General features: G+C 72.0%; 15 protein-coding genes. 5 read left to right on the forward strand and 10 right to left on the reverse strand.

The window, feature by feature from the left end; all coding sequences use genetic code 11:
* Positions 1-27: 27 nt before the first annotated feature.
* Complete coding sequence (locus GXW76_RS07705; protein ID WP_211861425.1) at positions 28-1,035, reverse strand: zinc-binding alcohol dehydrogenase family protein; 1,008 nt, start codon at positions 1,033-1,035, stop codon at positions 28-30.
* Between the two features lie 37 nt (positions 1,036-1,072).
* On the reverse strand, positions 1,073-1,792 hold the full coding sequence (locus GXW76_RS07710; protein WP_211861426.1) for a M48 family metallopeptidase: 720 nt from the start codon (positions 1,790-1,792) through the stop codon (positions 1,073-1,075).
* Positions 1,793-1,866: 74 nt separating this feature from the next.
* On the opposite strand from GXW76_RS07710, the gene GXW76_RS07715 reads away from it, so the two are divergent.
* Positions 1,867-2,745, forward strand: coding sequence for a DMT family transporter (locus GXW76_RS07715; RefSeq protein WP_211861427.1), 879 nt, complete (start codon positions 1,867-1,869; stop codon positions 2,743-2,745).
* 63 nt (positions 2,746-2,808) lie between these two features.
* On the opposite strand, the gene GXW76_RS07720 is transcribed toward GXW76_RS07715, so the two are convergent.
* From GXW76_RS07720 to GXW76_RS07745, 6 genes are read right to left on the reverse strand one after another with little or no spacing between them, the layout of a single operon-like run.
* Complete coding sequence (locus GXW76_RS07720; protein WP_211861428.1) at positions 2,809-3,123, reverse strand: cupin domain-containing protein; 315 nt, start codon at positions 3,121-3,123, stop codon at positions 2,809-2,811.
* A complete protein-coding gene (locus GXW76_RS07725; RefSeq protein WP_211861429.1) occupies positions 3,123-4,061 on the reverse strand; it encodes a dihydrodipicolinate synthase family protein in 939 nt (312 codons plus the stop codon). The genes GXW76_RS07720 and GXW76_RS07725 overlap by 1 nt, the downstream gene beginning before the upstream one ends.
* The gene (locus GXW76_RS07730) at positions 4,058-4,555 is read right to left on the reverse strand and encodes a YcgN family cysteine cluster protein (protein ID WP_211861430.1); all 498 of its coding nucleotides are present in this window, start codon (positions 4,553-4,555) and stop codon (positions 4,058-4,060) included. The genes GXW76_RS07725 and GXW76_RS07730 overlap by 4 nt, the downstream gene beginning before the upstream one ends.
* 56 nt (positions 4,556-4,611) lie before the next feature.
* Complete coding sequence (locus GXW76_RS07735) at positions 4,612-6,045, reverse strand: enolase-like domain-containing protein (RefSeq protein ID WP_211861431.1); 1,434 nt, start codon at positions 6,043-6,045, stop codon at positions 4,612-4,614.
* Positions 6,042-6,866, reverse strand: coding sequence for a sugar phosphate isomerase/epimerase family protein (locus GXW76_RS07740; RefSeq protein WP_246514008.1), 825 nt, complete (start codon positions 6,864-6,866; stop codon positions 6,042-6,044). The genes GXW76_RS07735 and GXW76_RS07740 overlap by 4 nt, the downstream gene beginning before the upstream one ends.
* Positions 6,863-7,885, reverse strand: a complete 1,023-nt coding sequence (locus GXW76_RS07745; RefSeq protein ID WP_211861432.1) for a Gfo/Idh/MocA family protein — start codon at positions 7,883-7,885, stop codon at positions 6,863-6,865. The genes GXW76_RS07740 and GXW76_RS07745 overlap by 4 nt, the downstream gene beginning before the upstream one ends.
* A 76-nt stretch (positions 7,886-7,961) precedes the next feature.
* On the opposite strand from GXW76_RS07745, the gene GXW76_RS07750 reads away from it, so the two are divergent.
* The 4 genes from GXW76_RS07750 to GXW76_RS07765 all read left to right on the forward strand — a co-directional run bounded on the left by GXW76_RS07750 (position 7,962) and on the right by GXW76_RS07765 (position 11,939).
* A complete protein-coding gene (locus GXW76_RS07750; RefSeq protein WP_211861433.1) occupies positions 7,962-8,777 on the forward strand; it encodes a GNAT family N-acetyltransferase in 816 nt (271 codons plus the stop codon).
* A gap of 119 nt (positions 8,778-8,896) precedes the next feature.
* Positions 8,897-9,916 carry a tripartite tricarboxylate transporter substrate binding protein gene (locus GXW76_RS07755; RefSeq protein ID WP_211861434.1) on the forward strand — a complete coding sequence of 340 codons (1,020 nt, stop codon included), beginning with the start codon at positions 8,897-8,899 and terminating at the stop codon, positions 9,914-9,916.
* Positions 9,913-10,443: a tripartite tricarboxylate transporter TctB family protein gene (locus GXW76_RS07760; protein WP_211861435.1), complete on the forward strand. Its 531-nt coding sequence runs from the start codon at positions 9,913-9,915 to the stop codon at positions 10,441-10,443. Before GXW76_RS07755 ends, GXW76_RS07760 begins: the two co-directional genes overlap by 4 nt.
* Entirely contained in the window at positions 10,440-11,939 is a 1,500-nt protein-coding gene (locus tag GXW76_RS07765) for a tripartite tricarboxylate transporter permease (protein WP_338150912.1), read from the forward strand. The genes GXW76_RS07760 and GXW76_RS07765 overlap by 4 nt, the downstream gene beginning before the upstream one ends.
* Positions 11,940-11,948: 9 nt before the next feature.
* Here the strand turns inward: GXW76_RS07765 and GXW76_RS07770 are convergent, their stop codons facing one another.
* Both GXW76_RS07770 and GXW76_RS07775 read right to left on the reverse strand, forming a co-directional pair.
* Positions 11,949-12,944, reverse strand: coding sequence for an NAD(P)-dependent oxidoreductase (locus GXW76_RS07770; protein WP_211861436.1), 996 nt, complete (start codon positions 12,942-12,944; stop codon positions 11,949-11,951).
* Between the two features lie 64 nt (positions 12,945-13,008).
* Positions 13,009-13,704 carry an RluA family pseudouridine synthase gene (locus tag GXW76_RS07775; protein ID WP_408904314.1) on the reverse strand — a complete coding sequence of 232 codons (696 nt, stop codon included), beginning with the start codon at positions 13,702-13,704 and terminating at the stop codon, positions 13,009-13,011.
* Positions 13,705-13,910 lie beyond the last annotated feature (206 nt).

The following is a 13,910-nucleotide window of genomic DNA, read 5'->3' on the forward strand; positions in this document are numbered from 1 at the left end:
GCGGCGGCGGCGAGAATCAGTGCTCGCCTAGACGCCTTCAAGCACGACCTTTCCGATCATGGTGCCGCTCTCGACCAGCGCATGCGCCTCGCGCAGCCGTTCCGCGGTCATGGGGCCGAGGTTGCGCGTCATGGTGTGGCGGATGCGGCCATGGTCCACCAGGTCGGCCACCGCATCCAGCAGGCGGTGCTGCTCGATCATGTCCGGCGTGCCGAAGATCGGCCGGGTGAACATCAGTTCCCAGTGCAGGGAGACCGATTTCGGCATGAGTTGCCGCGCATCGATCGGCGCCTGGGATTCGATCAGCACGATCGCGCCCTGCGGTGCCACCGCGGCGACGATCTGGTCCCAGTTGCGGGCCGTCGTGTTGGTGGAGAAAACATAGCGCGGCTTCACGCCCAGCGTCTTGAGCTGCGCGGGAATATCGCCCGTGTGGTCCACCACGTGGTGCGCGCCGAGGTCGCGGCACCATGCCTGCGTCTCCGGCCGCGAGGCAGTCGCGACCACCGTCAGCGCGGTGCGCTGGCGCGCGATCTGGATGATCATGGAGCCCACGCCGCCGGCCCCGCCGATCACCAGCAGCGCCTCCCCCGCGCCGGCGCCCTCGTGGATGCCGAGGCGGTCGTGCAGACCCTCCCACGCCGTGATGGAGGTCAGCGGCATCGAGGCAGCCTCGGCGAAGGAAAGCGCCTTCGGCTTGCGGCCGACGATGCGCTCGTCCACCAGCTGCAGTTCCGCATTGCTGCCCGGGCGGGTGACGACGCCGGCGTAGAAGACCTCGTCGCCGGAGCGGAACAGGGTGCAGGACGGCCCGACCGCGCGCACCACGCCCGCCGCGTCGAAGCCGAGGATGCGCGGGCCGTCCTTCGGCTCCTCGGACCTACGCCGCTTGGTGTCCACCGGGTTGACCGAGACGGCGCGCACCTCGACCAGCAGGTCATGGCCCTCCGGCATTGCCGGTGCCGGGATGTCGAGGTCGAGCAGCGCCTCCGGGTGGTCGACCGGGTGGCATCTGGTGAAGCCGATGGCCTTCATGCGTTCCTCCGCCTGGTGCGGAGGATATAGGCCGCTTTCAGCCGACGCGCAGCAGGGCCGGCCCGTTGTCGCGCAGCCAGTCCTGCGCCGCTTCGCGGTTGGGCGTCAGGTTTTCCACATGCGCCCAGAAGCGCGGCGAGTGGTTCAGCTCGCGCAGATGCGCGACCTCGTGCGCCACGACGTAGTCCAGCACCCAGTCCGGCGCCATCACCAGGCGCCAGGAGAAGGCGAGCGTCCCATCCGGCGCGCAGGATCCCCACCGGCTGTTGGTGTCCTTCAGGCGGATCACCTTCGGCTTCACGCCGAGCTTCACCGCGTGGCCCTCCGCCAGGGCGCCGATGCGGCGCTTGGCCTCGGCGCGCAGGAAGTCCCTCACGCGGCGCGCCAGGAATTCCGGTGCGCCGGAGACGACGATGGTGGCGCCATCCAGGAAGGCGCCGCCGCGCATCGATGGGTCGTGGCGGATGACATGCGGACGGCCGCCGAGCGGCACCTCCACCCCCGGCGCGAAGGCCAGCGGCGGCGTCAGCGCGGCCAGGCGCTGCATGACCCAGGCGGCATGCGTCGTCAGCAGCGCCATGCCGGCGCGGCGGGCGGTACGCATCGGCAGCGTGACCACGACCTCCCCCGCCCGCGCATCGATGCGCAGGCTGACCCGGCGCGCGCGCGTGGACCGGCACCAACGCACCGGGCAACCCACGGGTGCGCCGAGCACGCCGGGGCGCAACAGCACGGTTTCCGAATCGGAGGACTGCATGGGGCCAACATGGCTCAGCGACGATGAAAGGTTCAACGCTTGACAGCGGCCCGTTACGCACGACGAGTGAGACGATGCACGACGCGCTCCGCCCGCTGCCGCCGCTGCTCCTGCTCGGCACCATCTGGGGCGGAACGCCCGGCTTCGTGAAGCATCTCGGCGCCATCGGCTGGCCGCCGATGCTGATCGCCGCCTGCGCCGGCGCGGGGAGTGCCGCGATCCTGTTTGCCATCTGCCGGATGCGCGGTATCGGGGTGCCGCTGACGCGCGCGCATCTGCGGCACTACCTGGTCTCCGGGCTGTTCGGGATGGCGCTCGCGAACCTGGTCGGGTTCACCAGCCTCCAGCATGTGCCGGCGGGCTTCTTCTCGCTGCTCGTGCCGCTCTCGCCCATCCTGACGGTGCTGGGCGCGGCGCTGCTGGGGGCGGAACGCGCGACGCCGCGGCGCGTGCTGGGTACGGTGCTCGGGCTGGGCGGCGTGCTGCTCGCCATGAGCCCGGGCGCGGCATTGCCGGATCCCGAGGTGCTGCCCTGGGCCTTGCTCGCGGCGATGACGCCGGTCTGCTACGCGGCGTCGAACCTGCTGGCGGTGCGGCTGGCGCCGCCGGGGACGCCGCCGCTGGCGCTCGCCACCGGGACGCTGGCGGCCGGCGCGCTGCAGGCGGTGATCTTCGCCGCGCTGCTCGGCCATCTGCGCGTGCCGACGCTGGAAGGCGTGCCGGTCTCGGCCTTCCAGGCCGTGGTCACGGCGCTCGCCTTCATGATCTACTTCCGCTCGCTCGGCACATACGGCGGCGTGGTGACGTCCCAGACGGGCTACATCATCACCCTGACGGGGCTGAGCTGGGGCTGGGTGCTGTTCGGCGAACGGCCGGGATGGTTGACCATCCCGGCCGCGGCGCTGGTCTTCGCCGGGCTCGCGCTGGTGACGCTGCCCGGGCGGAAGCTTTGATCTGGCGCACAGCCGCCACACCGACCCTGCGCGCGGATGCACCCGGCCGCCTGGCCGGGCGCATCACCCGATCAGGTGCTTGAGTTCCGTCTCGACGAAGGCGAAGGCCGTGTCGCCGGCGTTGACGACGTTGTGCTCGATGCCCGCGGCGCGGGCATAGGCGACGCCGGTCTTGATCTCGGCCGTCGCCGTCTGCCCGCCCGGCAGTTCCAGCAGCATCTTCCCGTCCGACACCGGCACGACGACATATGCCATGCCATGCCGATGCCAGCCTGTCTCGGAACCCGGCGGGAAATCCCACCGGGTCACGCGCACATTCGCGTCGTCCACCTGCACGGTCGCGATCGCCGGCGGACGGCAGCGCAGCGGCTCGTTCATCACTCGGCCGCCTTCGCCGGCGCCAGGCCCGGCAGCGGCAGCGCGCCGGCCGCGCCCCAGGCAGCCCAGGCCTTCTCGGCCTGCTCGGCCGTCAGCGGCAGGTGCGGCGGACGGATGGTGCGCCAGCCGGCATCGCCGGTGCTGCGCGCGATGATCTCGCGCAGGCCCGGGATCAGCGGCACGGAAGTCGCCGCACGGCGCGTGGCGGTCAGCGTCGCCTGCGCGGCATCCGCCTCGGGCCCGGTGCGCTTCGCATAGACGATGCCGCCCCAGTGGCTGTTCGCGTTGGACGCGGCGGTGATGCAGCCCGCGCCGCCCTCGGCGAGGATCTGCTGCAGGAACTCGTCGCTGCCCGAATAGACCTCGAACCCGTCCGCGGCGAATTCACGCACCATCGCCTGCATGTTGGCGTAGTCGCCGGACGAATCCTTCACGCCCTTGATCGTGCCCGGGAAGGCCTTCAGCAGGCGCTCGATCAGCGAGAGGCTGAAAGGCACCGCCGACTGCTGCGGGAAGTGATAGAGATAGATCTTCACCCCGCCGCCGACGCGGTTCACGACTTCCGAGAAGTACGCAAACAGCCCGTCATCGCTCGGCCCCTTGTAGTAGAAGGGCGGCAGCATCAGCACGCCGGGGCAGCCGGCGTCGCGCGCGTGCTTCGTCAGTTCCACGGAATCCGTCAGGCTGGCGCAGCCCGTACCGGGCATCATGCGCGCCGACGGGATGCCGCGCGCGATCAGCCCTTCCAGGATGGCCTTGCGCTCGTGCAGGCCGAAGGAATTCGCCTCGCCGGTCGTGCCGAGCACGCCAAGGCCGTTGCAGCCATTGGCCAGCAGCCACTTCGCATGCGCCGACATGCGGTCGAGGTCGGGCGTGAGGTCAGGCCTCATCGCCGTCAGCACCGCGGCGTTCACGCCGCCATAGATCGCGTCCTTCATCCGGGTCTCCTCCGGTCCTTCACAACAGGGGGCGTGCGTGCCTTGGCGGGCCATTTGCCCGGCCAGGACACCACGTGGTCCTCAAGATCGCCGGCCTCGCGCTCCGCCACGGTGCGGCCGCGGACCGAGATCCCCGCTTCATGCACCGTTTCCGGGCGCCCGGATACCAGGGGGTGCCACCAGGGCAGGTCCTGGCCTTCGGCCAGCAGGCGATAGGCGCAGGTCGGCGGCAGCCAGTCGATCGTCCCGAGCCGCTTCGGCGTCAGCCGCACGCAGTCCGGCACCCGCGCCCGGCGGTTCGCGTAGTCCTTGCAGCGGCAGGTCTCCGCATCGAGCAGCCGGCAGGCGACATTGGTGAAGGCGATGTGGTCCGTGTCCTCGTCGCGCAGCTTGTGCAGGCAACAGCGGCCGCAGCCGTCGCACAGGGATTCCCATTCGGCGCGCGTCATCGCGTCGAGGGTCTTCTCGCGCCAGAAGGGTTTGGTGGCCGTCACGCGGGGGTTCTACGCCGAAGGGCGAGACAGGAGAACCTCTCTCCCGGCCCCGCATGTCACCGTGGGGGCCAGGCGGCCCCGGGCATGGGCTGCATCGCGGCCGTATCGGGCTCGATCGCGGCACCGAGGCCGACCGCGCCGACCACCGAACCGAGTTCCAACATGCCCTCGCGGATGGCGAGGCGCGGTCCGCGCGGCGTATCGGCATAGAGGTCCGGGTGCATCTCCATGAAACGGACTGCTTCTGCCCTGGGGCGGCCGGAGAAGCCGTCCACGAAATGATGACCGTTGCGCTCCACATGCGCGAGGCCCATCGCGCTCACCAGCGCCAGGTCCTGCTGCACGCAGACGCCGGCGAGCGTCGTCAGGTCCTCCGCACTCATGAAGTAGCGCGGTTCCGCTTCCTGCGCGTTCCAGGCCCGGCAGCGCGCGAGGTTGATCAGCGACCGCCACACCCCCTTGCACGCCTTGGAGGAAATGCCGGTGTAGCCGAGCGCCTTCGCCTGCACGAAGGCGTCGAGCGGCCCGTCGCTCTCGTCCACGATCACCGGCCGTTCGGCCGCCAGCGCCCCCATCGCCCCTTCCAGCGCGCGTGCCCGCTTCACCGGCTGCTCGATGAAGGCGATCGAGGCGTTGAGCCGCGACAGCCGCGGCTCTGCCTGCATTGCCCGCCACAGGGCGAGCACGCCCTCCGCATCCTCGTACTGCTCATTGCCGTCCAGCGAGACATGATAGCCGTGCAGCCGGTCCAGCATGGATGCGATGCGGCACAGCCGGTCCACATCCGCCGCGACATTGCCGCCGACCTTCAGCTTCCACCAGGTGTGGCGGTAGGTGGCAGCGACCTCCTCGACCGTCTCCGGCAGGCCGTCGTCCACGCGCTCCGTCTGGTCCGCGGCGGTGATCGGGTCCACCAGCCCGACCGTGTGCCGCGCATGCATCCGCCGCGCCGGCGTCAGCGAGGCGAGCATCGCTTCGAAATCGTAGCCCGCCAGGTCCGTGACCACCGCATGCGGCGCCATGCCGCCGACATTGGCGCGCAAGCCCGCGGCAAAGGACAGCCCCGTCGCCTTCAGCAGCGCATCCAGCATCGCGCGGTCCAGCAGCGCGCGGCCATAGGCAGCGACGAGCGGGTTCAGCGATTCCACCCCGCAGGCCGCGACATGTGCCGGGTAGGCGTCGGCGTAGTGACCGAAGGCTGTATTCGCCCCGGCAGCGATCGTCGCGTCGCACGCGATCTCCAGCGCGCGGCGAAGCTGGTCCTCGTTCTGCGCGTCGCTCCAGCGCGGGTCCTTGTCGAACCACTTCGCAGCGAGGGTCTCCGCCGCCACGCCCCAATGCTCGCTGCCATCCTCCAGCGCGATGCGCGCGCGGATCACCGCCTGGCGGCCATGCGTCACCGTGATCACGCCGAAGCGGAAGGGCATCCGCAGCCGGAAGGGCCATTCGAAGCGCTGGGTCTCGACAAGCCGGAAGCGGGGCGCCGTCATGCCGGGGTCTCCTCGAGCGCGCGGAGGTAGCCGATGGCGCGCGCCGCGCAGGTCGGGCCGTCGGGGTGGTAGTCGAAGGGCTCGACCGCGCAGAACCCCGCATAGCCCAGCCGCTTCAGCGTCGAGAGCACCGGCCCGAAGTGGTCCTTCCCCTGCCCCGGCGCCTGCCGGTTCCGGTCGTTCAGATGCACGTGCGCGATGTCGCCCGATGGGACGAAGCGTTCGAGCAGCGCCGGCACCGAATCACCCTCCCCGTTTCCGGCGGCGCAGACATCGAGCATGGTGCGTAGCGCCGGATTGCCGATGCGGCGCACCATCGCCGCCGCCTCGGCCACGGTCGTCACCCAGTTGGTCTGGCCGGAGTCGAGCGGTTCCAGGCAATAGGTGACGCCATGCTGCGCGGCCCATTCGCCGGCGCGCGCCATCGCCTCCTCCGCCCGTGCCGCGTCGCCCTCGCGCTCCACCGATCGCTGATGCGGCGAACCGTGCACCAGCAGCGTCCCGCCGAGATCCGCCGTCAGCGCCACCAGCCTCTCCATGACGTCGAGCGTGCGTGCGCGGATGGCGGGGTCGCCGCTGGTGATGGAAAGGCCCGCCGGCGCGACCAGCAGCCAATGCAGCGAGGTGATGGCGATGCCCTCCCCCGCCGCCGCCCGGCGCAGTTCCGCGCGGCGCGAGGCGGGCAGCAGGTGCGGCGCCTCGGCATCCAGGGTGAAGGGCGCAACTTCTAGCCCGTCATAGCCGAGCCCCGCCGCCAGCGCGCATTGCGCCGCGAAATCGAGGCCGCGGATGACCTCGTTGCACAGGCTGATGCGCATCATGCGAATTCCTCCAGGGCGACGACGCGGCCTTCCAGCGCGGATCGCCGCGCCGCATCGAGGATGCGCGCGGGCGCGACGGCGCCGGAGCGGAGGTCCGCCTCCGGGGCACGGCGCGTGGCCACCGCGTCGACGAAGGCGGCAAGTTCCGCCGCGACCACCTCCACCGGGTCAGCCGCCGGAATGCCGGGATCCTCGCGCGGGCCGTGCCGCGGCAGCCAGGCGCCGTGCGGGGCCGGGGCATGGGCGCCGCGACGCAGGGCGAAGGTCTCGGCAGCGAAATCCACCTCGGCCAGCGCGTCGCGTCCCGCCACGACGACTTCCTTGCGCGTCTCCGCCCCCGGCACCACGGCATCCGGCCAGCGGCCGGGCAGCACGCAGCCGGCCTCGATCAGCGCCGTGAGGCCCGAAGGGAACATCAATTGGATCACCGCCAAATCCTCCCGCCCGCGGCCGAGCGGGTCCGCCAGCGTCGCGAAGATGCGCCCGGGTGCTTCGCCGGCGATCCAGGGCAGCAGGTCCGCGAAGTGCACGGCGTCGTTCAGCAGCGCGCCGGAATCCCCCCGCGCGCGCTTCAGCCCCGAGAACCGCGCCGCGAGGTAGTGCAGGCGCCCGAAGCAGCCCTCGGCGACCATCCGGCGCAACGCGGCCGCCTTGGGGTGGAAGCGGAAGTACAGCCCGACCTGCGCGACCCGGCCCCGTTCCTCCGCCAGCGCAGCGAGGGCGGCGGCTTCGGCGCTCGTCTCCGTCGCGGGCTTCTCCAGGAAGAGGTCCCGCCCCGCGCGCAGCACGGCGGTCGCGAGCGCGACATGCGTCGGCACCGGCGTCGCCACGACCGCCGCGTCGCAGGCAGCGAGCCCGGATTCCACGCTGTCCGCCACCGGCAGGCCCGTCGCCTCGGCCGCGGCACGGTCGGGGTCGAACACCATCGCCGTCGCGCGCAGCCGCTGCAGCGCCGCGAGGTGCACGCGCCCGAAGGCACCGCAGCCAAGCAGCAGCAGGCGAGGGGTCGCATCCTCCATGTGCGCGAGTGGGCGTGCTCGCGGCGCTGGCGTCAAGCGCTTGACGCCAGCGCGCGGAGGACGTCGCATCGCAGGCGTGGACCCGCGACCGCTCACTGCCGACGACCTTCCACGCGCCGCGGCGCTGTCGTTCCTCATCGGCTGGAACCAGATGCAGCGGGACTGGGCGCTGTTCCTGCGCGGCGGTGAAGGCCGCGCCCTGGACGACGGGCGGGACGCGCTCGCCGCCACCGCCGCCGTCATCCGCTACGGCGCGGACCTCGCCTGGATCTCGATGGTGCTGGTGCGGCCGGACATGCGCCGGCGCGGCCTCGCCACCGCCCTGATTCGCTGGGCCGTCGATGCGCTCGACGGGACGCGCTGCGCCGCGCTGGACGCCACCCCGGCGGGGCGGGAGGTCTATCGTGGCCTCGGCTTCCGCGACCTCTGGGGTTTCGCGCGCTGGGCGCTGCCGGCGCCGCTGCCCGTCGCGCCCGGCGTGCGGCCGCTCGCGCCCGGCGACTGGCCCGCGCTGCTGGCGCTGGACGCAGCCGCCTTCGGCGCGCCGCGCGAAGCCCTGCTGCGCGATTTCGCCTCCCGCCTGCCGCGGGCCACCTTCGTCGCGACGGACGGCTCCGGTTTCGTCCTCGCCCGCGATGGGGCACGCGGGCCGCAGATCGGGCCGGTGGTGGCGCGGGACGACGCCACGGCGCGCGCGTTGATCGCCGCCGCGCGCGCAGCGCTGCCCGGTGCGCCGGTGCTGGATCTCGTCGATGCGCGGGGCGGCCTCGCCACCTGGCTGGCGGCGCATGGCGGCGCGCCGCAGCGCCCTTTCACGCGCATGGCGCTCGGCAGCGACACGCCGGGCGATGCCACGCTGCTCGCCGCGGTGGCGGGGCCGGAGTTCGGCTGACGCACCCGCTCGCTTGACGTCCCCGGAAGGACGGAAGCACCATTCCCGGTAACCGTTGGGTTACTGCGCTACGACGCCGCGACGAACGCGGCGCGGGAACGAGGAAAGGGTCGAAGACAATGCTTCGCAGGCACCTTCTCGCCGCCACCGCCGCCGGGCTCGCCGTGCCCGCCACGCTCCGCGCACAGGGCGCCTGGCGCCCGGAACGGCCGGTGACGCTGATCGTTCCCTGGGCCGCCGGCGGCTCGACCGACCAGATGGCGCGCATCGTCGCCGCGGAGATCGAAGGCCCGCTCGGCCAGCGCGTGGTGGTGGTGAACCAGCCCGGCGCCTCGGGCTCCATCGGCACGCGCAATGCGCTGGAAGCGGCGAAGGACGGCCTGACCTGGGCCGCCGGCGCGGCGGTGGACGTGGGCTGCTACAAGGTGCTCGGGCTGCTCGATACGCAGCTTGCCGACTGGCACCTCTTCTTCGCCGTGGCCAACGTGAACGTGCTGGTGGCCAACCCGCAATCCGGCTTCCGCGACTTCGGCCAGGCGCTCGATGCGCTGAAGACCCGTGGCCAGGGCATCGGCGTCGCCACCGCCGGCGTCTCCTCGGCCGGGCACAACATGATGGAGGCGCTGCGCGCCGCCTCGCCCTTCCAGTACCGGCACGCCACCTATGACGGCGGCAACCCCGCCATGATCGCGACCGTCTCGGGCGAGACGCCGCTCGGTGCCATGCTGCTGGTGGAAGCGGCCGAGATGATCCGCGCGCGCCGGCTGGTCCCGCTCGCCGCGCAGGCCGAGAACCCGGTGACACTCGCCGCGCAGGGCAACGCGCCGGCGATCGAGATCCCCTCGGTCCGCCGCTGGCTCCCGGACATCCCCGCGCCGCTCAACTACTTCGGCATCTGGGCGCCGAAGGGCGTGCCCCAGAACGTCGTGCAGACCATGACGGGGCTGTGGGAGAGCACGATCAGGAACTCCCAGCGCCTGAAGGACTACGCGAATTCCCGCGCCGCGCTGTTCACGCCGGTCCACGGCCAGCAGGCACACGACGAGGCGTGGAAGATGGTCCGCCAGACCGCCTGGCTCTACTTCGACGGCGGCAAGGCGCGCGTCTCGCCCGATACGCTCGGGATCGCCCGGCTTTGAGCGAGGTCGAGGCCGAGTCCCCCTTCGACGGTGAGAAGGCGCCGGCCTCGCCGCGTGCGGACCTGGTCACGGCGGCGGTGCTGCTGGCCTTCGGCCTCGGCATCGTCGCGCATTCCTTCCAGATGCCACGCTTCGTCGAGCAGTCCGGCACCGGCCTGACGGCACCCGGCATCGTGCCGGGCTTCCACGGCACGATGATCGCGCTGCTCGCCATCCTGCTCGGCCTGCGCGCCGCACGGCGCGGCGGATGGGCGGCGCGCGGGCCGGTGGCGCAGGGGAGTGGCGACGGTCGGCGGCTCGCGCTCGCGACCGGGCTCGGCGTGCTCTATGCCGGGGTGATCGTGGGGCGGGTGCCCTTCTGGCTGGCCTCGGCGCTCTTCGTCTTCGCCTTCACCGCCGCCTTCGAATGGGACCAGGGACCTGAACGCCGCATCCGCCGGCTGGCCGAAGCGGCGCTGATCGGCCTCGGCACCGGCATCGCCGTGATGCTGGTCTTCGAAGACCTGTTCCTGCTGCGCCTGCCGTGACCGACGCTCTTTCCATGCTGGCCGGCGGGTTCGGCCATGTGCTCGGCGGCGGGGCGGTGTGGCATGCGCTCTGGGCGACGCTCATCGGCATCATCATCGGCGCGCTGCCTGGGCTGACGGCGACGATGGGCGTCGCGCTGCTGACCACGCTGACCTTCGGCATGGGCGCGGACAAGGCCATGCTGGTGCTGGTCTGCGTCTATGTCGGTGCCATCTACGGTGGCAGCCGCAGCGCCATCCTGCTGAACATCCCCGGCACGCCGGCGTCCGCGGCCTCGACGCTGGATGGCTATCCGCTGGCGCGGCAGGGGCTGGCCGGGCGGGCGATGGGCATCTCCACCAGCGGGTCCTGGCTCGGCACGCTGTTCGGCACGGCGATGCTGGCGCTCTTCGCGCCTTCCTTCGGCGAGTTCGCGCTGCAGTTCGGCTCCTACGAGATGTTCTGGGTGGCGATGTTCGGCATCGTCATCGCCGGGTCGCTGTCCGGGGGGGATGCACTGAAGGGGTATATCGCCGGCTTCATCGGCTTGTTCGTCGCGACGGTGGGGCAGGAGACGAACCACGCCTATGCGCGCTTCGCCTTCGGCAATGCGGACCTCGCGGGTGGACTCGGGCTGCTGCCGGTGCTGGTGGGCGTCTTCGGCGTGGCGGAGGTGCTCTCCTCCATGCGCGGGCCGGCGGTGAAGGCGGTGTCCTCGAAGATCGATTCCGTCATCCCGCGCATCCGCGACGTGACGCAGTACTGGAAGACCATCCTGCGGTCGGGCGCGCTCGGTACGTTCATCGGCGCCATGCCTGGGCTCGGCGAGGACATCGCCGCCTGGACCTCCTACGCCGCCGCCAAACGCGCGAGCGCCGAACGCGAGAAGTTCGGCAAGGGCAGCATCGAAGGCCTGATGGCCGCCGAGACGGGCGAGAGCGCCTGCGTCCCCGGCGCCATCATCCCCGTGCTGACGCTGGCCGTGCCGGGTTCGGCCCCCGCCGCCGTGCTGATGGCGGCGATGATGATCCATGGCCTGAACCCCGGCCCGATGCTGGCGATCTCCGCGCCCGAGTTCATCTACCAGATCGTCGCCATGCTGGTGATCGCCGACATGGTGAAGATGTTCTACGGGCTGGTGCTGGTGCGCCCGCTGCTGTGGATCCTGCTGATCCCGCGGGAACGGCTGATGCCCGTGGTCTTCGTGCTGTGCACGGTGGGCGCCTTCGCCATCACCTCGCGGCTCTTCGACATCTGGGTCATGCTCGGGGCCGGGCTGGTGGGCTTCATCCTGCGGGAACTGCGCTTCCCGATGGCGCCGCTGATCCTCGGCATCGTGCTGGGCGAGTTGCTGGACAAGAACCTGCTGCGCGGGCTGGTGCTCTCGGGCGGCGACGTCACGCCGTTCTTCACCCGGCCGATCAGCATGGGGCTCTGCGCGCTGACCCTGGCGGCGGCGCTGTGGTCCGTGCCGGGTGTCAGCGGGCTGTTCCGGCGGCGGCGCGCGGATGCCTGACGAGGCCGGCTACCGCACGCCGATCCGCGCCAGCCGGTGCGCAGCGGCGGCGTTCACCGCGTTGTCGGGCATCTCCCCGCGCGCCAGCGCCGCGACTTGGCGCACCGTGTCCATGGCCTGGTGCTCCATCGCCTCAGGGGTCATGCCGCCGACATGGGGCGTCGCGACCACGTCCGGCCGCCGCGCCAGGAAGGCCGAGGGCCGCTGGTCCGGCGCGCGGCCGACATCCATCGCCGCACCCGAAAGCTGGCCGCTGTCCAGCGCCGCCTCCAGCGCCCGCTCATCCACCAGTTCCCCGCGCGAGAGGTTGATGAAGCGCGCGCCGCGCTTCATGCGCGCGAAGGCCGCCGCATCGAAAAGGTCGTGGGTTGAGGCCTCGGAGATCGCGAGGCACACCACGATGTCCGACTGCGCCAGCAGTTCCGCCATCGGCAGCGTGGCGATGCGCGGGTCGTCCGCCGTCGCGCGAGGATCGGCCACCAGCACGCGCATGCCGAGCGCGAGGGCCACCTCGGCCAGCCGCCGCCCGATGCGCCCATAGCCGACGATGCCGAGCGTCGCGGCGCTCAGTTGCAGGCCCATGCGGCCCCTTGGTTCCTCGCCCCGGCGATAGGCCTGCGCGTAGCCGGACACGCCGCGCGCCAGATCGACCATGAACCCGAGCGCGAGTTCGACCACGGCATCGACGAAGCCCGGCGTGGCGCGGGTGACGAGCACGCCCGCCGCGCTCGCGGCCGTCACGTCGATGGTGCTGATGTCCACCGCGACGCGCAGGAAGGCGACGAGGTCCGGCGCGGCCGAAAACGTCTCCGCCGTGCCGGGCGTCGCGCGGTCGGCGACGATCGCCTGGCAGCCGCGCGCCGCCTCGGCCAGCGCGGCGCCGGAGAGCACCGTGCCGCCCGGATTGCGCACGACCTCCGCATGACGCTGCAGCGCGGCGAGCGGGCCTGCGCCGTAGTAGCCATCGAACATCTCCGGCGTATGCGCCAGGAACACGCGCAGCATGGCGGCTTCCTTCCCCTGTCGGGGGCAGCCTAGCCCTTGCCGGCGCGAAGGGAATGCCCGCGCGTCATTCCCGCCAGCCGCAGGCGGCGAGCGCCGCGCGCATATGCGGCGGCGGCAGCGCCTCGGCGGCGAGCGGCGGTTCGGTCGGCATCGCGATGGCACGGGCGAGCAGGTGCAGCCCACCCGCCTCCCCCCCGCCATAGAGCGGGTCCCCCAGGATCGGCCAGCCGGAGGCCGCGCAGTGCACGCGCAACTGGTGTGTGCGCCCGGTTTCCGGCCGCAATTCCAGCAAGGCCGTGCCCTCCGCCCGGCCCAGCACACGCCAGGTGGTGACGGCGCGCTGGCCTTCGGGGTGAACCTCCATCCGCCAGCCGCGCGCGGCGCTGCTGGTCTTGCGCAGCGGGGCGTCGATCACGCCGGAGTCCTCCACCGGCCCGCCGCGCACCACGGCCCAATAGGTCTTGTCCGCCCGCCCACCCGCGAAGATCGCGCCGAGCGCCGCCAGCGCCGGCTTGGTGCGCCCGAGCACCAGGCATCCGGCCGTGTCCGTGTCCAGCCGGTGCGCCGGCTGCGGCAGGTGGCGTTTGCCCATGCGCAGCGGCTCGAGCCAGTCCTCGAGCGAGGCGCCGCCGCGCGGGCCACGATGGACCGGCAACCCCGCGGGCTTGTCCAGCACCATCAGGTCGTCGCGCAGCAGCAGGATGCGCGCGGCGATCTCCGGCGGAAGCGCCGGACGTGGACGAGGCGCGCCGCGCCTCACGTCCAGTCCAGGAAGCGGGCGGACAACCGATGCGCCCGCCAATGGCCGGCGCCCGCCGCAAGCAGGTTCCGTCTCGCGCCCGGCGAAGCGCGCCGCGCCGCCGACCGTCCGATGCCGTACCCGCGGCGATGCCCGATGATGCCGTTCGGAAGTTCGATCCGCTGCATGGTCCGTCGTGGAAGGGAGAGCCGCGACCATAGGCAAGT

Source organism: Neoroseomonas soli, from assembly GCF_018129065.1.
GTDB lineage: Bacteria > Pseudomonadota > Alphaproteobacteria > Acetobacterales > Acetobacteraceae > Neoroseomonas > Neoroseomonas soli.

Bases quoted from the DNA above. Each gene is read 5' to 3' on its own strand.
- GXW76_RS07705 (WP_211861425.1), bottom strand. From the start codon at position 1,035: ATGAAGGCCATCGGCTTCACCAGATGCCACCCGGTCGACCACCCGGAG.
- GXW76_RS07710 (WP_211861426.1), bottom strand. From the start codon at position 1,792: ATGCAGTCCTCCGATTCGGAAACCGTGCTGTTGCGCCCCGGCGTGCTC.
- GXW76_RS07715 (WP_211861427.1), top strand. From the start codon at position 1,867: ATGCACGACGCGCTCCGCCCGCTGCCGCCGCTGCTCCTGCTCGGCACC.
- GXW76_RS07720 (WP_211861428.1), bottom strand. From the start codon at position 3,123: ATGAACGAGCCGCTGCGCTGCCGTCCGCCGGCGATCGCGACCGTGCAG.
- GXW76_RS07725 (WP_211861429.1), bottom strand. From the start codon at position 4,061: ATGAAGGACGCGATCTATGGCGGCGTGAACGCCGCGGTGCTGACGGCG.
- GXW76_RS07735 (WP_211861431.1), bottom strand. From the start codon at position 6,045: ATGACGGCGCCCCGCTTCCGGCTTGTCGAGACCCAGCGCTTCGAATGG.
- GXW76_RS07740 (WP_246514008.1), bottom strand. From the start codon at position 6,866: ATGATGCGCATCAGCCTGTGCAACGAGGTCATCCGCGGCCTCGATTTC.
- GXW76_RS07745 (WP_211861432.1), bottom strand. From the start codon at position 7,885: ATGGAGGATGCGACCCCTCGCCTGCTGCTGCTTGGCTGCGGTGCCTTC.
- GXW76_RS07755 (WP_211861434.1), top strand. From the start codon at position 8,897: ATGCTTCGCAGGCACCTTCTCGCCGCCACCGCCGCCGGGCTCGCCGTG.
- GXW76_RS07770 (WP_211861436.1), bottom strand. From the start codon at position 12,944: ATGCTGCGCGTGTTCCTGGCGCATACGCCGGAGATGTTCGATGGCTAC.